The sequence below is a fragment of the Cryobacterium melibiosiphilum genome, assembly GCF_003602235.1.
GTDB classification, from domain to species: Bacteria; Actinomycetota; Actinomycetes; order Actinomycetales; family Microbacteriaceae; genus Cryobacterium; species Cryobacterium melibiosiphilum.
In genome coordinates, this window is the sequence record NZ_QZVS01000095.1 from 15,506 (window position 1) to 33,645 (window position 18,140).

Sequence of the window (18,140 nt, forward strand, 5' to 3'; positions counted from 1 at the left end):
CTACGTGGTTTCGGGCAACTCGGCCGTCGCGACCACCGTGCCGGAGGCATCCTGAATTTCGACGCTCGTGACGGCATCACGCATGACGGCAGCGTTCATCTCGCAGTCGATGGTGACCGTGCTGCCGAGGAATGAGCCGGAGGCGATCGTGTCACCGGCTTCGGTCACCAGCACCACGTTGTAGGGATCGTTCGCGGTCAAACCGATGACGCGAAGGATCGTCTCCGTGCCCCAGGTGTGGGCGATGAGAGACCCATCGATGTCCACGCCGTGCGCTTCACCATTGAAAGAGATCTGCTCGAGGGCGCCGAGGGTACCGGGAGGTCCGGTGGGTGAGGTGGGTGTTCCGGGTTGGCTGAGCAGCACCCCGCCGGCACCGATTCCCACGCACGCCGCCGCTGCGAGCCCCATCAGCCAGCGCCGTCGGCGTACGGGTGTGGTCGAGGCGTCGGCACCCGGCGCCGGGAAACGCGACACCGCGGCGACGGTGTCGTGCACCGCCAGGCTGCGCTCTCGCAGGCTCGGTGACGGTGCGGACGAGTCCCAGCCCGAGAGGGACGCCGCGGTCAGGGAGGAAACCGCCGACAGCTCGCGAATCTCGTCGTCGATGGTGGCATCGCCGGCACGAAGGGCCTGCAGCTCGGTCTGCTCGGCCGGTGACAGGTCGCCGCTGATGGCTCCGGCGATGAGCGTGGCTCGGCGTTCGCCGGGGGTGTCAGGCATGGGGGTTCTTTCGAATCGTGAGGTGATCGCGCATGGCGCGCAGAGCATAAAAAGAACGGGAGCGCAGCGTCGCAGCCGACACTCCGGACTCGGCGGATACTTCCGCATAGCTGCGACCCTCAAGGTGAATTTCAATGAGCACGGATCGGTGTTCCGGGCTCAGCTTGGCGAGCCCCTCGATGACGCTCAGTCGGTCGAGGGGGTCGCCGTCGTCGGTGACGGCGTCGTCGAGCAGGTCCGGGGGCAGCACCCGCGGCATCCGCTGGATCGAGCGTTGCACATCGATGATGACGTGACGTTCAATGGCGAAGAGCCATGTTTTCAGGCTGGCCCGGTGCGGGGAAAACTGGTCGCGAGCGCGCCAGGCCCGCAAGAAAGTCTCTTGCACGCAGTCTTCAGCGAGGGTTCGATCGCGCAGCGCGTTCACGGCGAAACCGAACAGGGAATGGCCGTGCTCGTCGTAGGCGGCGGCCAAATCGAAGGGCTGGGGCACCGACTCGGCGGCCGGGCTTGGGCCTGAAGGGCTGGGGGCGGCCGGGCTGGGGGCTGACGGGTCGGGTGTCATGTCTGCCATGCCTCGCCCTTCGTCGCGCAACTGCCCTCGCGCGGTGACCGGGCTTTTCAGTTGCGCAGCCATCACCGACCCCTTTCACTCTACTTGCCGGTTCTCGTCGGCGACCAGGGCCTACCTTCGCGCCCAATTCACCGGGAGTCACACGACGCCCACAGAGGGGTATACGACCGAGGAGCCCGATTCGTTCAGTCGCGATCCGAACATGTGAAACAGCTGACAGTGTGATTATCGCCCTGAACGCGGATGCCGCCCCGATCGTATATCCCTGCATCGGGCTCACTCTGGTGCTCGCCAACTCGAAAGGCACTGCGATGTCAACTATCCCCTTCCTTCGCCCCCTCACCTGTGGCGCCGCGGCTGCCGTCGCGGCCGTCGCCGTGTTCGGGCTCGCCGCACCGGCCAGTGCCGAAACCACCGTCGCTGAGCCCAGCACCTTCACCAGCGCATTCACGGTGATGGCCACCCCCGATCAGGTCGTCAATCCCGACGGGGTCTTCACCCCGGGGGAAGCCGGCGCCACCGGGGAATTCAACTTCCGGGTCAACTCCGATCTCGACATCATCTGTTACGACATCACCCTCACGAACGTCACCGGCGACTATCAGAGCCCAGCCAAGACAGCCACTCACGTGCATGAGGCCGAGCTGGGCAAGCCCGGCCCGCCGCGCATCGCGTTTCCGAACCCTGCTCCGGTCGGTGATGGCCCTCGCACGAGTTCCGGCTGCCTGCAGGGACCGTTCACCACCGGGGTCGTCGTGAACGGTGCGGACACCGGCGCCGGGTTCACCCTCAAAGCCCTCGAAGCGAACGCCGCTGGGTTCGCGGGAGATTCGCACACCGTGAATTCCCCTGCGGGAGTCGTGCGGGGACAGTTAAGCCAGATGCCCGTGGGCGGCTTGCAGACCGGCGGCGGTGCGACGGCGGCGGCCGCTGACGGCGGGAGCCAGACCTCCGCGGTGCTGACCGTTGGCGCGGGGGCCGCGGTCGTTCTCGGCCTCGGCGGATTCGCGCTCTATCGTCGCCGGTCCGTTCAGCCTGAGCCGACACCCTCGCGATGACCGTCGTGGCCTCCCGCGTGCTGCGCCGGAGCGGCAGCGTCCCTCCGGCGCGGCGTCGCGGAGGTTCCACGCTCATCGGTGTCCTGGCGCTGGTCGCGGGGGCACTCGTCCTGACCGGGTGCAGCACGGCGTCTCTGGCGAGTTCGGACGCTGGCGCGGATGCGACCGTCCCGCCGGCCGCATCCCCCGACCTCTCAGCGGCAACGCCCACGCCCTCGCCCTCGCCCTCGAGTGTGACGCCGCAGCCTGATGAAGCTCCCGCCACGCTCGGCCGCGGGATCGAACCGGCGAGCCTCACCGTGCCCAAACTCGGGCTGACCGAGGCCCTCGTTCCCCTCGGCATCCAGGCCGACGGAACGATGGAGGTGCCCGCCGACTACGACGATGTGGGGTACTTCACCGGTGGCGGCCGGCCCGGCGGTATCGGCCCGACGGTCATCGCCGGGCACGTGGATTCACGGTCGGGGCCTGCCGTGTTCTTCCGACTGGGCGAGCTGGTGCCCGGCGATCGGTTCACGCTCACGGGAGTCGACGGCACAGGATACGAGTACGAGGTCGTCAAAGTCGAAGACCACGCCAAGGCCGCGTTTCCGACCGTCGACGTATTTGGGGCGATCATGCGCGACGAGGTTCGCCTGATCACGTGCGGCGGCGAATACAACGAGGCAATCGGCCGCTACGTCGACAACCTGGTGGTGTTCGCGGCCCGCGTCTGAGCCCGCGGCTCAGCACCCCGGGCAGCGCGCGCCGCGGGGCACTCGTTGTGCAAGCCGGCACTTGTCGTATCAGGTGCCGGCTTGCACAACGAGTGCCGCGACGGGGTAGCGGCGCTGGGGTGGCGGCGCTTAGCGCTTGCTGTCGGCGTCGGGACGCAGCCGGATGAGCCGCTGGGGGCCATCCTCTTTCAGCTCCGCCAGATGGCCGTGCGAGGCGAGAAAATCGGTGAACGAGCGAAAGCCGAGCGGCTTCTCGTTGAACGACGGGTCCATGCGGCGCATCTGGTTCTTGATCATGCCGGTGTTCAGCCATTCGTCGCCGTCGCCCTTGGCCTGGGCGATCTGCAAGGCGCGCAGCAGCAGCTCGGTCGCCAGCACCTGCGGGTCGATGTCGTCACCGGCGCCGGCCTCCTCGAACGGTGCGTCTTCGAGGTGCGAGAACAGGGGGATGCGGGTGAACTTGCGGGATTCCGGTGGCGCCGTGGCTGGTTCGGGCTCGGCCGGTTCGGCGACCTTGGAGCTGGCCCTGGAGCGCCCGCCGGATGCCGATGCCGCCGACGATGCGGTGGCCGCGACGGCGGCTGCCGCGGCGGTCTTGTCGATTCCGGGCAGCGAGTCGTAGTCTTCGAACTCGTCGCAGGCGGCGGCCAGCGACGTGCTCGTGGAGCCGGCGACGCCGATTCCCACCACGAAACGGCCGAGGCGCTTGGACTTCTGAGCGAGGGCGATATAGTCCGAGTCCCCGGCGATGATGATGACGTGGGTCAGGTCGGGCAGGCGAAAGAGGTCTTCCACCACGTCGACGGCCAGGCGGATGTCGGCGCCATTCTTGGTGCCGCGGGTGGTCGTGGTGAACAGCTGGGTCAGGTCGACCGCTCGGGACATGAGCTGGCGCTGGTAGGCGGCGTTGACGGGCACGGACCAGTCCGCGTATGCCCGGTTGACGACGAGGGTGCCAAAGGACGCGGCGAAGTCGATGATGGCGTTGAAATCGACCGTCGCGGCGGCGAGCTTCGCGGCGACCTCGGGGTCGGCATCCCGGCTGAATTTGTCAAAATCACGGATGCCGTCGCGCTGGAAGGCATTACGCCCGTGCAGCTGCTGATAGCGGGAGATGACGATGTTGTCGAAGTCGATGTACAGGCCGACGCGAGCGTCGTTTGGTTCAGTGATGGTGAGCTCCTCAGCCGCGCGGATGACTCAGTAGCAATCCGGTACCTCTAGTCTGCGCGGAGCGGCACGGTCAGGGCAACTCGGGGTGCGGGCCCGCGCGGGACCGTCCCCTTGCGAGAAGCGGCATTCTGGGTACGGTTGCCCCGAAGCGAGCCGACGACAAGGAGCAGCACATGACCACACCAACCGTGAGCGACTTTCTGGTGCAACGACTCAAGGAGTGGGGCGTCAGCCGGATTTTCGGCTTTCCCGGCGACGGTATCGGTGAATTCGACGGTGCCCTCGGGCGCGCCGACCGCCGCGGTGACGGCCTGGACTATGTGCGACCCACCCACGAAGAGGTCTGCGCGCTGATGGCCGTGGCCCATGCCAAATTCACGGGCGAGGTCGGGGTGTGCGTGGCGACATCGAGCCCGGGTGCATTTCACCTGATCAACGGTCTGTACGACGCGAAAATGGACAACCAGCCGGTCGTAGCGATCGTCGGTCAACAGGGACTCGCGTCGCTCGGCACCTTCACCCAGCAGGAGAACAACCTCGAGCGCGCCTTCTCCGACGTGGCGGCCTACGTGCAGACCATCGTGTCGCCCGAGCAGGCCCAGGCGGTCGTCGACACGGCATTCCGCATTGCCATCACCCGACTCCAGCCCACCGTCATCGTGCTGCCGCATGACGTGCAGGGCATGGCTGCGGTAGATCCGACCCCGGCGCACTGGGTGTCGCGCTCGAGCAGTGGAGCGCCGTCGGCGGCGATCCTGCCGCCCGCTGACGAGATCGCCCGGGCGGCGCAGATCATCAACGCCGGCCAGAAGGTCACCTTCCTGGTCGGCGCCGGCGCGCGCGGGGCGACGGCGGACGTGATCCGCGCCGCCGAGATCTCTGGGGCGGGCATCATTACCGCGCTCCGCGGCAAAGACGTCGTACCGTCGGACGTGCCCCACCACACCCAGCAGCTCGGCCTGCTCGGGTCGCTTCCGAGCCTGCACCAGATGCAGCGCTGTGACACGCTCGTGCTGCTCGGCACGAACTATCCCTACGGCGAATACCTGCCGAAGACGGGCCAGGCCCGCGCCATCCAGGTCGACCTCAAGCCGGAGCACATGGGCCTGCGATATCCGACCGAGGTGAACCTGTGGGGCGACGTCAGGTGCACCCTCGCCGCGCTGATTCCGCTACTCGACCAGAAGGCCGACCTCTCCTGGCAACACGGCATCGCCGAGGAGATGCGCGGTTGGGAACGCGAGATGGAATCCCAGGCGATGCTGACCTTCGACGGGGGCGCCAACCCCCGGCGGGTGTTCCACGAACTCAACAAGCGGCTGCCGGTTGATGCGATCGTGACAGCGGATGCCGGCACCACCGCCGATTGGTACGGTCACCACATTCGCCTGCGGCAGGGCATGCGCGGCGACCTGTCCGGCCTCCTGGCCACCATGCTCGCCTCGATGCCTTACGCGATGGCAGCAAAGTTCGCCTACCCGGAACGCACGGTAGTCTGCACGATCGGGGACGGGGCTTTTCAGATGCTCGGCATGAACGAGCTGATCACCCTCAAGAAATACCTGTCGGGGTGGAGCAACCCCCGATTCATCATCGTCGTCATGCACAACGATGACCTCGCGCAGGTGACGTGGGAGATGCGCACCGAAGACGGCAACCCGTCGTGGCCGGCGTCGCAGGATGTCGAGTCGGTCGACTACGCCGGCTGGGCCGAACTCCTGGGCTTTCGAGCCGTCCGGCTCCGCACCGACGAAGCCGTGGGCGCGGCGTTGGACGAAGCCTTCGCCCACCCTGGAGTGACGCTGATCGATGCCTACGTGAGCAAGAACGTGCCGCCGCTGCCCCCACAGATCACCGCGGAATACGCGGTCAACACGGCCAAAGCGCTCCTGAAGGGCGATCCCAACGAATTCGCCGTGATCCGGGATTCCGCCGAGGCGCTCGCGGCGGAGGGCCTCTCCCGGGTGAAGGACGCCCTGCACCTGCGGCGTTCCACCGACACGGAGTGATTTCGGCAGTCGTGCCGACGTGATTGACGCTCGCGGCGCAGGGTCGCGTCGCGGGCGCAGGAAAGAAGGTGCTCCCGCGTCGACGCCCTGCGCCGGCAGCTGTGGTGCCGGCGGGAACGGGCCGAACTCGGTGGAGAACACTGTCGCCCGCTCACAAGCTCGCTGACGCAGAGCAGGCCGTGCCCTCGCGGGCACGGCCTGCGGGTGGGGCTACAGGGTGACGCGGTCAGCGGATGCCGTCAGGCCGGCCGTGATCGGCGCCGGACGGAATCCCCGCACGACCAGGTACACGCCGAGTGAGAACTCCCAGAGCGCGATCGGGATGGCGGCCAGGCCGGTCACGGTGGAGACCGGCTCCCAGAAGCCGAAGAGCACGCCGACGTCGGACGCCACGAGCAGGGGTGCTCCGATGAGGCCGACGATCGGCAGCACGCGCGGCACCAGGCGCGACCGGTAGAGGAGCGTTCCCAGCAGCAGGGCGTTCATCGCGGGGATGAAGCCCTGTCCGAGCAGCGTCGTCCATTCACGCAGGGCGACGACGGCCTGGGCAGTGATCGCCCCCTCGGCGCCGACCCCCGCCTGCCGCAGGGTGACCACGGCGAGCAGGGTGACGACGCCGGCGAAGATCATGGCGGCCTCGAGGGTGCGCGAGGCGACGAAGCCCAGCGCCAGCCCCTCGTTCTGCCGGCGCACCACCGGGTAGAGCGCGAGGGCCGTGCCGATGCCGGCGAGGGCGACGATGACTTCGAGCATGCCGCCGATCAGGATCGGTGTGTCGGGGCCGGGTCCGACGATGAACCCCGGGGCGAGCGCGGGGGCGAACAGGGCCAGGGTGGGGATGGAGACGAAGGTGATCAGGTAGAGCACGCCGGCGGCGAGCGAGTGCCGGCGCAGCGAGGTCATCGGGGGTCGAGTGGCGGATGTTCGGGTGGTGGTCATGATGCGTCTCCTGAGGTGTGGGGTGTGGTGGCGTTCTATTCGGGCTCGTCGACCGGGATGACCGACACGAGCGGCAGGCCCACGTCGCGCACCTTCTGCAGCAGCCCGTGCAGGGCTGCCTGGTCGAGGGCCCGACCGTGGATGACGGCGGTGCCGTCCGGCGCGTTGGTGACGGTGCATCCGTCGAACCAGTCGGCCCAGCGGAAATCAAGGTGACCGGCCAGACGGATGTCGTAGGTCGCGTTCTCAGTCATGGGTCCTCCCGCCGGGGTCATTCGATCTACCTGCACGGTAGAAGCGGGCATGGTGAGCGCGCGTCACCACATCTGGTGATCGCGGGGGTGATTGGCGGGGTGATTCGGCGCGGGGCGTCGACGGGTTAGAGCAAGCCGAGCTCGCGGGCGCGGCGTACGGCGGCGACCCGGCTGTTCACGGCGAGCTTGCCGAAGATGTGCCGGGTGTGGGTGCGCAGGGTGTTGACGGAGACGAACAATTCGCCGGCGATCTGCGGGCCGCTCAGCTCGGTCCCGAGCAGGCGCAGCACGTGCAGTTCCCGCTCGCTGAGGGCGTTCTCGCCCGGCTCCGGTGCCGGGCCGTCTCCCGCGTGAGGCAGCAGCGCCCGGCGCAGCCGACGCACGTACTCTGGGCGGATGCCGCGGTGCAGGGCCGCGCGCAGCAGGGCATCCATGGGCGCCCCCTCGTCGGCGAACAGCCGAACGTAGCCGTCGGGCTCGGCCTGCCGGAGGGCCCTTTCCAGGGGCACGAGGGCGAGGTCAGTGCGCCCGGCGGCGCCCTGCAGGAGAGCCTGCAGCACGAGGATCTCGGTCGCGCTGCCGGTGCGGCCGCCAGTTTGCGCGGCGGTCAGCAGTCGGTCGAGCAGAGTTCGCGCCGTGTGCAGTGTGGCCGGCAGCTGACCCTGTCGATACTCGGCCAGCAGCAGCCGGGCCAGGGTGACGTGCTCGAACTCGGTGCGGTAGGTGAGCGCATCCGTCGCGGTGAGACCGTGGGACGCGGCCCAGGAGCGCGCCTCACGCAGCCGGCCCTGGCGAATCCAAACCCGGGCCGTCAGGGCAGCAATCGGTGCCACGTCGGGGAAAAAACCACGCGCATACAGCCGATCGGCCTCCGCGAGCGACTGCAGCGCGGCATCGAATTCGCCCTCGGAATCGTGGATTCGGGCTTTCGCGGTGAACCAGCGATACCGATTCTCGGGCAGTGAGGCGCGCTCGCCGAGGGCCTGCGCGGCCCGCAGATGCTCGGTGGCGACGGTCAACTCACCGTGTTGCCAGTGCAGGCCGCTGAGGCCCACGTGCAGGTCGGCCACGGGCTGCGTGATCGCATCGCCGAGCGCGGCAGCATCGCGCAGTGCCTGCTCGAAGGCGCGTTGGGCCTCAGACAGGCGGCCGAGCGGAATCATCATGTCGGCCAACACGACCGTGGTGCCGAGCACATCGGCGGCATTGCCCGCCAGCGCCAGGTTCGTTCTGACCTCGCCGAAGGCGCGGAGTCCGGCCTCGAGGTCGCCCTGGGCCCAGGCCGCCAGTCCCAGGAATCCGCCGGCCGCCGCACTCGCGAAATGGTCGTCGGGCTCGGCCAGGTCGAGGGCGCGGCGGGCGTGCTGCTGCTGGCCGGAGACGTCGTTGTGCGCCTGCGCGAGCGCGGCCCGATAGACCTCGATCATCACGGGCAGGGTGCGCAACTCCTCGCCGTCCGGTACCTCGACGCCCTGGCTCGTGCCGCCGTCGTTGCCGGTCCCGGTGGCGCGCAGCGCACGCTCGGCATCGGCCAGGCTCAGCTCGACACCCGGCAGATCCCCGGCGATCAACAGCGACCAGGCGTAGTGCACGCTGAGCACGGGGTGGGCCGCCAGCGTCTCGCGAGGCAGACGGCGGATCCAGTCGAGCAGCGTGACGTCCCGTCTTCGCCGACGCAAGACCGGCAGGGCCTGCTCGATCAGGCGCGCCGCCCGCTCGACGTCGGCGGCGGCCAGCGCGTGATGCACCGCGTCCTCGGGCAGATTGTGGTCTTCGTACCACGAGCTGGCGAGCACGTGCAGGGCCGGCGCCTGCTGGCGACCTTCGCGCAGCATCCGTGCCCGCAGCACGTCGACGAACAGGTGGTGGTAGCGGAACCACTCCCGCCGATCGTCGAGCGGCACCACGAACAGGTTGTTGCGTTCGAGCTCCTCCAGCATGGCGCTGCCCGTGGTGAGCCCGGTGACGGCGTCGCACAGGCTTCCGCTGAGCCGGTCGAGAATGGAAGTCTGAAGGAGAAAGTCGCGCACCGATTCCGCTTGGCGCTGCAGCACCTCCTCGGCCAGATAATCGATCACGAAGCGGTGGCTGCCGGTGAATGCCTGCACGAACGCGGTCGGGTCGGAGCGGCCCTGCAACGACAGGCCGGCCAGCTGCAGGCCGGCGATCCAGCCCTCCGTGCGCGCTTCCAGGGCGGAGACGTCGGAGGCCTCCAGCTGCAGGTGCATCACCTGGCTCAGAAAAGCGGATGCCTCGGCCGAAGTGAATCGCAGGTCGGCCGCGCGCACCTCGGTCAGGTCGCCGCGTGCCCGCAGCCGGGCCAGTGGCAGCGGCGGATCGGAGCGGCTCGCAACGACCAGGTGCATCCGCTCGGGCAGGTGGTCGACCAGAAATGCGAGGGCCCGGCGCACGGGCAGCGCGTCGATGTAGTGGAAGTCGTCCAGCACCAGCACGATTCTCGTCGTGGCCTGCGTGACATCGTTGATGAGCGCGGTGAGCGCGGTTTCACTGGCTTCGGGTGAGTGTGAGGGCAGCGTGAGAGCGGCCGACCCGATCGAGGCGTCGATGCGCTGCAGGGCGGCCACGAGGTGCGTGAGAAAGCGTACCGGGTCGTTGTCGCCGGGGTCGAGTGAGAGCCAGGCGACCTGCACGGGAGGGGCGTTGTGCTCGAGGGTGGCGACCCAGTCCGCGACGAGGGTGGTCTTGCCGCAGCCGGCGGGCGCGGAGACGATCGTGAGGGTGCGGCCCGAGTCGAAGGCCTGCTGCAGGCGGGCGATCAGGTGCGGGCGGGCGACCGCGTCGGTGCGACGCGGCGGTACGAACAGCTTCGTGGCCAGGACCGGCGTCACCATGCGGCCATCATAGGTCCGCCCACCGACCTGCCCGCCGGTCACCGCGACCAAAAGCGGATGAAACGGCCGGTGCATGCTGAACAGCGGTCGAATCGACCGCGTGTCAATCGCGCATCCGCTTTTCGGCACGCGCGACGGATGCCGCGGGCGACGTACGATCAAGGGGTGCCACCCCGTTCCCCCCTCCCGCAGCGACACGGGCTCGATGCGGCCTGGGTCGGCACCCCGGAGCGCTCGCCGCATCCGCGCTGGACGACGATGGGCGACTGGCTCGAGGAGCGTTTGTCGGAGCGCGTGGATGTCGTCGAGTTTCTGACCCAGGGCCGGTTCGCCTATGAGTCGGGGGCTCTGGTCGACGGCGGCGACCCCTACCGGCCCTACACGTTCATCTGGTTTCACCGTGACTTGGCCGAGGAAAAGGTCGTGCCGGGGGAGATCCACGTGGTCTTCCGCGACGACCGGATCGTGGTGGTCGACAAGCCGGCCTTTCTCTCGACCATTCCTCGCGGGCAGCACGTTGTGCAGAGCGTCGTGGTGCGGCTGCGCGCCGAACTGGGGCTGCCGGAGCTCTCGCCGCTGCACCGCCTCGACCGGGGGACCTCTGGCCTGCTCGTGCTCGCGACGGAGCGCCGGTGGCGCGGGGCGTACCAGAGCATGTTCCAGCGCCAGGAGATGCACAAAACGTACCGGGCCCTCGCGCCGCTGCTGCCGGGCCTCGAGCTGCCGGTGACGGTGCGCAACCACCTCGCCTCACGTCGCGGGCAGTTGCAGGCCGAAGTGCTCGCCGATGCCCCGGTGAACGCCGAGTCGCTGGTCGAACTCGACTCGGTGATCGACGGGATGGGCGTTTACACCCTGACCCCGCGCACCGGCCGCACCCACCAGCTGCGCAGGCACATGCTGGGACTCGGCATTCCGATCACCGACGATCCGCTGTATCCGGTCGTGCGCGACGTCTCCCTGGACGACTTCAGCCGGCCCCTGCAGCTGCTGGCGAACGAGGTGCGCTTCACCGACCCGGTCGACGGGTCGGCGCGGCACTTCACGAGCGTGCGCACCCTGCCGCTGGTCAGCGACGTCGTTTGACCAGCACGACCCGGCTACGGATGCGAGGATGGATGAGCGCGCCCGCCTGATGGTGGCGCGGCACCACGATGTCTGCAGCACCACGATGTCCGCAGCACAACCGTATCCGCGGCACCACCAAATCCGCGCACCACCATATCCGTAGTACCCGACAGACAAGGCACCATGCTCCCGCTGACCGATCCAGAGATCCGTGCCTCGCTCGTGAACGTGTCCATGCGGGAACGCAAAGGCCTCACGCTGCCCACCAACTTCGCCGCCCTTCCGTGGGACAGTCTGGACTTTCTCGGCTGGCGAGACCCGAAAATTCCGGGCATCGGCTACGTCATCACGGCGCTCGACGACGCGCCCGTCGGGATTCTGCTGACCCAGGCGAAAGGCCGGATGCAGACGCGGCCCCAATGCTCGTGGTGCACCGACGTGCAGCTGCCGAACGAGGTTGTGCTTTTCAGCGCCAAGCGCGCCGGTGCGGCCGGACGCAACGGCGATACCGTGGCGACCCTCGCATGCGCCAACTTCGAGTGCTGCGCCAACGTGCGTAAGCTCCCCTCGATGGCCTACATCGGCTTCGACGTGGAGGCGGCCCGCCGCGACCGCATCGCCTCGCTGGGCGAGCACGTGGGCAACTTCGTGCAAGACGTGCGCGACGGGAACTGACCAGCCTCTCGTCAGGCGGGCGGCGGCAATAAACTGGCGTGGTGAGCAACGCCGAGGTCGAACCCGATGAGGTCCTGTGCCAGGCGTCGGCCGTGGCCGCTGACCTGCAGATCCTGGCGCCGCGAGACGTGCCGCTCGGCGGCCTGCGGTCGATGAACGTGCGGCGCACCCTGCCCCAGCGGCACCGTTCCCTGATCGGAGCCTGGTGCTTTCTCGATCATTACGGTCCCGACCTCCTGAGTGAGATCGGCGGAATGCGGGTGCCGCGGCATCCGCACACCGGATTGCAGACCGTGAGCTGGTTGTTCACCGGCGAGATCGAACACCGGGACTCGGCCGGTTTTCACGCGATCGTACGGCCCGGCGAGCTCAACCTGATGACCGCCGGCCGCGGCATCAGCCACTCGGAATTCTCGACCCCCGACACGACGGTCTTGCACGGCGCGCAACTCTGGGTGGCGCTGCCCGACGGCGCCCGCCAGATGGAGCCCACCTTCGAGCATTTCCGGCCCGAGCCGCTGCACGGTGACGGTTTTACGATGCGGGTATTCCTTGGCTCGCTCGGCGGCAGCACCTCGCCGGTCGTCACGCATACCCCGCTGCTCGGCGCCGAGATTCTGCTCGAAGCGGATGCCCACCTCACCCTGCAGCTCGACCCCACGTTCGAGCATGGCCTGCTCGTCGACACCGGCGTGCTCACCCTCGACGGCACCGTCGTCGCGCAGGATCACCTGGCCTATCAGCCGGTCGGGCGCTCGTCGCTGACCCTGGTCGCCGGAGCGGATGGCGCGCGTCTGCTGCTCATCGGCGGCGCGCCGCTCGGCGAACAGATCTTGATGTGGTGGAACTTCGTCGCACGAAGCCACGACGAGATCGTCGCCTACCGCGCCCAGTGGCAGGCCGAGATCGGCGCGGCCGAGCCCGCTACGGCAGCCTCGGACGGCGGCGGCCCGCCGGGCGTTGTGCCCGGCGGTGGCGCGGCATCCGCTGATGGCCCACGATTTGGCACGTTCCCCGCAGGCCAGCCCGCGCCGATCCCCGCACCATCGCTGCCGACGGTGCGCCTGCGACCCCGCGGCTGACCTAGCGAGCAGCGTCGTGCGCCCGAAGGCTGCAGGTGCCCGAAACCTGCGCCCTCTCGTGCGCCGGCAAGCTGCTTGTGCGCCCAGAACCTGCACTCCGGCGCGCTCATGCGCCCAAAAACTGCACGTGCGCTTGGCAGGCCCGGCGCACGAGCAGTTTTTGGGCGCACGAGCCCGGGTGCCGCCGCATCAGGCGCACCGAGCGCCCGCGCTGAGCGGGCAGCGCGGCGCCATGTCGGCGGTGTCAGAGCGGATCTATAGGCTGGAGCGCATGGCCACAGTCATCCTCGTGCGGCACGGCCGCACCACCGCCAATGCCACCGGAATGCTCGCCGGGCGCACCCCCGGGGTCACGCTCGACCCGGTCGGCCGCGACCAGGCCACGCTGGTGGGAGCGCGGCTCGCCCTGGTGACGCTCGTCGGCGTCGTGAGCAGCCCGCTCGAACGCTGCCGGGAGACCGCGCAGCTGATCCTCGACCACGGCACGGGCTCGCAGGTCACGCTGCTCGAACCCGACCTCACCGAGTGCGACTACGGAGACTGGCAGGGCCGGGCGCTGAGTGAGCTCAGTACCGAGAAGCTCTGGTCGGTTGTTCAGAGCCAACCCTCGGCGGTCACCTTTCCCAGCGGCGAGTCGATGGCCGCGATGCAGGCCCGATCCGTCGCGGCGATCCGGCGCCATGACGCCGCCTTCGAAGCCCAACACGGCCCCGGCGCGGTGTGGCTCGCGGTCAGCCACGGCGACATCATCAAATCGGTGCTCGCCGATGCCCTCGGCATGCACCTGGACCTGTTCCAGCGCATCAACGTGGGGCCGGCATCCGTATCGATCGTGCACTACGGGCCGACCCGGCCGAGCGTCTACGCCACCAACACCGATGGCGGCGACCTGTCGTGGCTCGGCGCGAGCGCCCCGGCGGCCGAGGCCGCGGTCGGTGGCGGGGCCGGGCATCCCTCGCCGCAGACGGCGCGGGCCTGAGTTGCCGGCGCCACGCGTTGCACGCCTCAATGCTCGTCTAAAATAGAACCATGCCCACAATCGTGCACGAGTTCGCCTGGCCCGATCGGGTCGTCATCGGCACCATCGGACTGCCCGGTGACCGTACCTTCTACCTGCAGGCGCGCGCCGGGTCCAAGCTCGTCAGCATCGCCCTCGAGAAGCAGCAGTCGGCGCTGCTGGCCGAGAAAATCGACGCAGCCCTCGATGAGCTGATGTCGACCACCGGCAACCCGTTCAGCATTCCGACCACAACGCCCATCGAGCTCGTCGACAACGACCCGCTCGAACCGGTCGTGGAAGAATTTCGCGCCGGCATGATGGGCCTCGGCTGGGACCCCTCGACCGTGCAGTTCGTCATCGAGGCGTACCCGATCGTCGACGACGAAGACGAAGACGGGCCCGCCGGGGAACCGGCCGAAAAACTGCTGCTGCGCATCCCGGTCGGCACCGCCCGGGCCTTCGCCAAGCGCACCCGTGAGATCGTGGGTGCCGGCCGTCCGATGTGCCCGCTCTGCGGCAACCCGGTCGACGCCGACGGGCACACCTGCACTCTGCCCGGCGTTTCCTGACGATGGCGCTTCCGTGAGCGAGGTCTCGATGACGACGGATGCCGCGCTGCCGGCCGGTCAGATCGAGCTCACCGGACGCATCCGTACCGCTTCGAACGCGACGTTTCTTGGAACCATCGGCGGCGTCACCGTGGTGTACAAGCCGATCGCGGGGGAGCATCCGCTCTGGGACTTTCCCGACGGCAATCTTGCCAGCCGGGAATCCGCGGCATTCCTGGTCTCCGAGGCCCTCGGCTGGAACGTCGTGCCGCGCACCTGGCTGCGTGACGGCCCGATGGGCCCCGGAATGGTGCAGCTGTGGCAGCACGTCGACCCTGACCAGTCGGCGGTTGACCTCGTCGCGACCGACGCGGTGCCCGTGCACGGCTGGCGCCACGTGCTCGAGGGCACCGACGAAGACGGTGAGCCGGTCGCGCTGATCCACGAGGACTCGGCTGCCCTCCGCCGCATGGCCGTCTTCGACGTCATCGTCAACAACGCCGACCGCAAGGGCGACCACATTCTGGCGATGCCCGACGGGCACCGCCACGGAGTCGACCACGGCCTCACCTTCCACGCGGAGCACAAGCTACGCACAGTGCTCTGGGGATGGCTCGGCGACGACCTCGACGCCGAGGAACTGGCTGGCATAGACCAGATCAGCGCGCAGCTGTCCGGCGACCTCGGCAGGGCCCTCGCCGAGCTGCTGACCCCGGTCGAAATCGCCGCCCTGGCCGCCCGCTGCGCTGCGCTGCGGGCCGCAGGAACGTTTCCAGCCCCGCACGGTGAGATGCCGGCCGTGCCCTGGCCGCTGTTCTAGGCCCGCTTGACGATGATGCAGATTCGAAACATCGGAGTGTCGGTGCTCAAGGGCGGGCGGCACACGCCCGCGCAGCGGGTGGACCTGAGATCCGACGGCCCGGTCGATGACCGGGTCTTCGCGGTGGTCGACCTGGCCGCGGGCCGGGTGCTGAAGACGGTGGACAATCCGTCGCTGGTGGGCTGCGAGGCGCATTGGCAGGCAGGTGAGCTCGTGGTGGAGGTCGTCGGGCAGCAGCTTGCCGCGACCCCGGGGACGGATGGCCGCCGCGTCACCCTGGACTACTGGGGTCGCGCGGTGACGATGACGGTCGTCGATGGCCCGTGGGCGCCTGCCTTGAGCCGGTTGCTCGGGCGCGGCGTCGCGCTCGCCCGCATCGAGGCGCCGGGCGGGGTCGTCTACGGCGACACCGTGGCGCTCGTGTCGACGGGTTCCCTCGAGCGGCTCGCGCTCGAGAGCGGAATACCCGTCGACTCGCGGCGGTTCCGGTCGACGTTCACCATCGACACCGGCGACGCGGATGCCCACACCGAGGACTTCTGGAATGGCCGAAAACTCGAGGTGGGCGGCGCGACGCTGCTGGTGGGCGCGGGCATCCCGCGCTGCGCGGTGATCGACCTGGATCCCGACACCGGCGACCGTGGCTCGAACCTATTGAAGACCCTCGGCGGCTATCGGCTCGAGGCGGGCGAGATCAACTTCGGCGTGTATGCCCGTGTCGTGCGCCCGGGTGTCGTCTCGGTCGGCGACCACGTGCGCCTGGCGCCGTAACCCGTACACCTGTCCCACCCTGCACCCATCATCTGGAGTCCCATGCCCTTCGCCGACGAACTCATCGGAGTTCAGACCGCGCGCGCTCTCGCCGCGGCCATCCACGCGGCCGCCCCGCAGGCCGAACTCGCGGCGCTGAACGCCGCCGCCGAGGTTCTGGCTCCGCTGTCGCTGCGGCAACGCAGCGACCTGCTGCGCGACGCGCTGCTGACCGACCTGCCCGGCGACTACGAGACGTTCGCGGGCGTCATCCGCACGGCCGCGGCCGGCGCCGCGCCGTTCACGGGCTGGCTGATCTGGCCGGTCACGAGCGCCATTGCCCTCAAGGCGATCGCGGAAGGCACCGACACGGCGTTCGACGACGGCATGGCCATGCTCGCCGCCCTCACTCCGCGCCTCACCTCGGAGTTCGCGATCCGTCTGCTGCTCGCTCACGACTTCGCCCGGGCCATGCCGATCGTGCTCGAGTGGACCACCTCCGCCGATCCGGATGTGCGGCGGCTCGCCTCCGAGGGTACCCGCCCGTTCCTGCCGTGGGCGATCCGGGTGCCGGCGATCCTGGCCGACCCCGCCGCGACCCTGCCCGTGCTGCACGCCCTCTACCGCGACGACAACGAGGTCGTGCGCCGCTCGGTCGCCAACCACCTCAACGACCTCAGCCGGCAGCAGCCCGAGCTCGTCGTCACAACAACCGCGGCCTGGCTGGCGGCGCCCGACGAGAACACGGCTCAGCTCGTGCGCCACGCGCTGCGCACCCTGATCAAGAAGGGCAACCCGCAGGCGCTCGCCCAGCAGGGTTTCCATCCGGCCGAAGTGGATGTCGTCGGCCCCGATCTCGACGCGGCCACCGTCGTCTTCGGCGGCACAATCGGATTCGCCGTGGGCATCCGAAACATCGGGGCGGAGCCCGCACGGCTGGCAGTCGATTACGTGGTGCACCATCAGAAGGCCAACGGCACCCTCACCGGCAAGACGTTCAAGCTCACCACGGTGACTCTGGCGCCGGGGGAGCGGGTGGAGCTGAGTCGCACGCACTCCTTCCGGGCGATCACGACGCGGCGCTACCACCCGGGCGCGCACGCCTTCGAGGTGCAGGTGAACGGGGTGCTCTCGGGCCGGGCCGACTTCGTGCTGCTGCCCGGAGACTGACCTCGGGCTGCCGAACTGATGTCACTATTCCTGATGTCACTATTCATTGACACCCTGGAGGCGTCAATCTAAGCTGACAGCATGGTGGACACCACGACAAACGACCCGAACGATCCGGTCGGTCATCTGGTCGCGCTGCGGGCTGTGGCCGAGGCACGCCGTGACCTGGACGACCGCGAGTATTTTCACGTGTTGCAGGCCCGAGCCCTCGGGGTGAGCTGGGAGGGCATTGCCTCCGCTCTCGGAGTCTCCCGGCAGGCCGTGCACCGCCGATTCCGTCGCCGCATCGCCGGTGACGCGCTCGCGACATCGTGACAAGATGATCAATCGCTCCGGCGACGTCGACACTTTCATGCGCTCCCTCGATCACCCCCTGGACGCGGTCGTTCAGCAGCTGCGGCTGGCCATTCTGCAGGCCGAACCCAAGCTGACCGAGCACATCAAGTGGAACGCCCCGAGTTTCTGCCGCGACGGCATCGACCGCATCACCTTCAATCTGCGGGCGACCGATCGAGTGCAGATCATCTTTCATCGGGGAGCCAAGTCCGTCGTGGACGCGACGCCCTTTCACTTCGAGGATGTCACCGGCCTGCTGCAGATGATCAGCGCGGAGCGCGGCCAGGTCGTGTTTTCTGATGCGCTGACCGCGCGGGCCCAGCAGAAGGCGTTCCTGTTGCTGGTTCACGCCTGGATCAGGGCCTGACGCGACCCGGGGAACCCACTCCTCCG

The 18,140-nt window shown here is 68.8% G+C and carries 19 protein-coding genes; 13 read left to right on the forward strand and 6 right to left on the reverse strand.

Annotated elements, in window-relative coordinates; genetic code table 11:
• Together D6T64_RS18455 and D6T64_RS18460 are read right to left on the reverse strand one after the other, a co-directional pair.
• Entirely contained in the window at positions 1–723 is a 723-nt protein-coding gene (locus D6T64_RS18455) for a hypothetical protein (protein WP_119976154.1), read from the reverse strand.
• Entirely contained in the window at positions 716–1,297 is a 582-nt protein-coding gene (locus D6T64_RS18460) for a sigma-70 family RNA polymerase sigma factor (RefSeq protein ID WP_233551394.1), read from the reverse strand. Before D6T64_RS18460 ends, D6T64_RS18455 begins: the two co-directional genes overlap by 8 nt.
• Positions 1,298–1,608: 311 nt before the next feature.
• On the opposite strand from D6T64_RS18460, the gene D6T64_RS18465 reads away from it, so the two are divergent.
• Positions 1,609–2,355, forward strand: a complete 747-nt coding sequence (locus D6T64_RS18465; protein ID WP_119976283.1) for a CHRD domain-containing protein — start codon at positions 1,609–1,611, stop codon at positions 2,353–2,355.
• On the forward strand, positions 2,352–3,071 hold the full coding sequence (locus tag D6T64_RS18470; protein WP_119976155.1) for a class F sortase: 720 nt from the start codon (positions 2,352–2,354) through the stop codon (positions 3,069–3,071). Before D6T64_RS18465 ends, D6T64_RS18470 begins: the two co-directional genes overlap by 4 nt.
• A gap of 129 nt (positions 3,072–3,200) precedes the next feature.
• Here D6T64_RS18470 and D6T64_RS18475 read toward each other — a convergent pair whose 3' ends face one another.
• Positions 3,201–4,268, reverse strand: coding sequence for an NYN domain-containing protein (locus D6T64_RS18475; RefSeq protein WP_325049813.1), 1,068 nt, complete (start codon positions 4,266–4,268; stop codon positions 3,201–3,203).
• Positions 4,269–4,417: 149 nt separating this feature from the next.
• On the opposite strand from D6T64_RS18475, the gene D6T64_RS18480 reads away from it, so the two are divergent.
• Positions 4,418–6,253, forward strand: coding sequence for a thiamine pyrophosphate-requiring protein (locus D6T64_RS18480; RefSeq protein ID WP_119976157.1), 1,836 nt, complete (start codon positions 4,418–4,420; stop codon positions 6,251–6,253).
• 210 nt (positions 6,254–6,463) lie between these two features.
• On the opposite strand, the gene D6T64_RS18485 is transcribed toward D6T64_RS18480, so the two are convergent.
• The 3 genes from D6T64_RS18485 to D6T64_RS18495 all read right to left on the reverse strand — a co-directional run bounded on the left by D6T64_RS18485 (position 6,464) and on the right by D6T64_RS18495 (position 10,298).
• Positions 6,464–7,192, reverse strand: a complete 729-nt coding sequence (locus D6T64_RS18485) for a DUF4386 domain-containing protein (RefSeq protein WP_199719221.1) — start codon at positions 7,190–7,192, stop codon at positions 6,464–6,466.
• Positions 7,193–7,227: 35 nt separating this feature from the next.
• A complete protein-coding gene (locus D6T64_RS18490; protein ID WP_119976158.1) occupies positions 7,228–7,446 on the reverse strand; it encodes a hypothetical protein in 219 nt (72 codons plus the stop codon).
• 125 nt (positions 7,447–7,571) lie between these two features.
• On the reverse strand, positions 7,572–10,298 hold the full coding sequence (locus D6T64_RS18495) for a LuxR C-terminal-related transcriptional regulator (protein ID WP_119976285.1): 2,727 nt from the start codon (positions 10,296–10,298) through the stop codon (positions 7,572–7,574).
• Positions 10,299–10,463: 165 nt separating this feature from the next.
• On the opposite strand from D6T64_RS18495, the gene D6T64_RS18500 reads away from it, so the two are divergent.
• From D6T64_RS18500 to D6T64_RS18545, 10 genes are all read left to right on the forward strand, one after another.
• Positions 10,464–11,384: a pseudouridine synthase gene (locus tag D6T64_RS18500; RefSeq protein WP_119976159.1), complete on the forward strand. Its 921-nt coding sequence runs from the start codon at positions 10,464–10,466 to the stop codon at positions 11,382–11,384.
• Positions 11,385–11,549: 165 nt separating this feature from the next.
• Positions 11,550–12,041: an FBP domain-containing protein gene (locus tag D6T64_RS18505; protein ID WP_119976160.1), complete on the forward strand. Its 492-nt coding sequence runs from the start codon at positions 11,550–11,552 to the stop codon at positions 12,039–12,041.
• Between the two features lie 41 nt (positions 12,042–12,082).
• A complete protein-coding gene (locus D6T64_RS18510; protein ID WP_119976286.1) occupies positions 12,083–13,123 on the forward strand; it encodes a pirin family protein in 1,041 nt (346 codons plus the stop codon).
• 271 nt (positions 13,124–13,394) lie between these two features.
• Positions 13,395–14,102: a histidine phosphatase family protein gene (locus D6T64_RS18515; protein ID WP_119976161.1), complete on the forward strand. Its 708-nt coding sequence runs from the start codon at positions 13,395–13,397 to the stop codon at positions 14,100–14,102.
• 50 nt (positions 14,103–14,152) lie between these two features.
• Positions 14,153–14,692: a DUF3090 domain-containing protein gene (locus D6T64_RS18520; RefSeq protein ID WP_119976162.1), complete on the forward strand. Its 540-nt coding sequence runs from the start codon at positions 14,153–14,155 to the stop codon at positions 14,690–14,692.
• A 28-nt stretch (positions 14,693–14,720) separates the two neighbouring features.
• A complete protein-coding gene (locus D6T64_RS18525) occupies positions 14,721–15,491 on the forward strand; it encodes an SCO1664 family protein (RefSeq protein ID WP_119976287.1) in 771 nt (256 codons plus the stop codon).
• Between the two features lie 12 nt (positions 15,492–15,503).
• Complete coding sequence (locus D6T64_RS18530; RefSeq protein ID WP_119976163.1) at positions 15,504–16,262, forward strand: MOSC domain-containing protein; 759 nt, start codon at positions 15,504–15,506, stop codon at positions 16,260–16,262.
• Positions 16,263–16,304: 42 nt separating this feature from the next.
• Positions 16,305–17,411: a DNA alkylation repair protein gene (locus tag D6T64_RS18535; protein WP_119976164.1), complete on the forward strand. Its 1,107-nt coding sequence runs from the start codon at positions 16,305–16,307 to the stop codon at positions 17,409–17,411.
• An 81-nt stretch (positions 17,412–17,492) separates the two neighbouring features.
• Positions 17,493–17,726, forward strand: a complete 234-nt coding sequence (locus D6T64_RS18540; RefSeq protein ID WP_119976165.1) for a helix-turn-helix domain-containing protein — start codon at positions 17,493–17,495, stop codon at positions 17,724–17,726.
• A gap of 4 nt (positions 17,727–17,730) precedes the next feature.
• Positions 17,731–18,114: a DUF1801 domain-containing protein gene (locus D6T64_RS18545; RefSeq protein WP_119976166.1), complete on the forward strand. Its 384-nt coding sequence runs from the start codon at positions 17,731–17,733 to the stop codon at positions 18,112–18,114.
• Positions 18,115–18,140 lie beyond the last annotated feature (26 nt).

Coding starts and splice junctions, on each gene's coding strand:
- D6T64_RS18480 (WP_119976157.1), top strand. CDS start 4,418: ATGACCACACCAACCGTGAGCGACTTTCTGGTGCAACGACTCAAGGAG.
- D6T64_RS18505 (WP_119976160.1), top strand. CDS start 11,550: ATGCTCCCGCTGACCGATCCAGAGATCCGTGCCTCGCTCGTGAACGTG.
- D6T64_RS18485 (WP_199719221.1), bottom strand. CDS start 7,192: ATGACCACCACCCGAACATCCGCCACTCGACCCCCGATGACCTCGCTG.
- D6T64_RS18520 (WP_119976162.1), top strand. CDS start 14,153: ATGCCCACAATCGTGCACGAGTTCGCCTGGCCCGATCGGGTCGTCATC.
- D6T64_RS18535 (WP_119976164.1), top strand. CDS start 16,305: ATGCCCTTCGCCGACGAACTCATCGGAGTTCAGACCGCGCGCGCTCTC.
- D6T64_RS18455 (WP_119976154.1), bottom strand. CDS start 723: ATGCCTGACACCCCCGGCGAACGCCGAGCCACGCTCATCGCCGGAGCC.
- D6T64_RS18470 (WP_119976155.1), top strand. CDS start 2,352: ATGACCGTCGTGGCCTCCCGCGTGCTGCGCCGGAGCGGCAGCGTCCCT.
- D6T64_RS18495 (WP_119976285.1), bottom strand. CDS start 10,298: ATGGTGACGCCGGTCCTGGCCACGAAGCTGTTCGTACCGCCGCGTCGC.
- D6T64_RS18525 (WP_119976287.1), top strand. CDS start 14,721: ATGACGACGGATGCCGCGCTGCCGGCCGGTCAGATCGAGCTCACCGGA.
- D6T64_RS18515 (WP_119976161.1), top strand. CDS start 13,395: ATGGCCACAGTCATCCTCGTGCGGCACGGCCGCACCACCGCCAATGCC.
- D6T64_RS18545 (WP_119976166.1), top strand. CDS start 17,731: ATGATCAATCGCTCCGGCGACGTCGACACTTTCATGCGCTCCCTCGAT.
- D6T64_RS18465 (WP_119976283.1), top strand. CDS start 1,609: ATGTCAACTATCCCCTTCCTTCGCCCCCTCACCTGTGGCGCCGCGGCT.
- D6T64_RS18490 (WP_119976158.1), bottom strand. CDS start 7,446: ATGACTGAGAACGCGACCTACGACATCCGTCTGGCCGGTCACCTTGAT.
- D6T64_RS18540 (WP_119976165.1), top strand. CDS start 17,493: ATGGTGGACACCACGACAAACGACCCGAACGATCCGGTCGGTCATCTG.
- D6T64_RS18530 (WP_119976163.1), top strand. CDS start 15,504: ATGATGCAGATTCGAAACATCGGAGTGTCGGTGCTCAAGGGCGGGCGG.
- D6T64_RS18460 (WP_233551394.1), bottom strand. CDS start 1,297: ATGGCAGACATGACACCCGACCCGTCAGCCCCCAGCCCGGCCGCCCCC.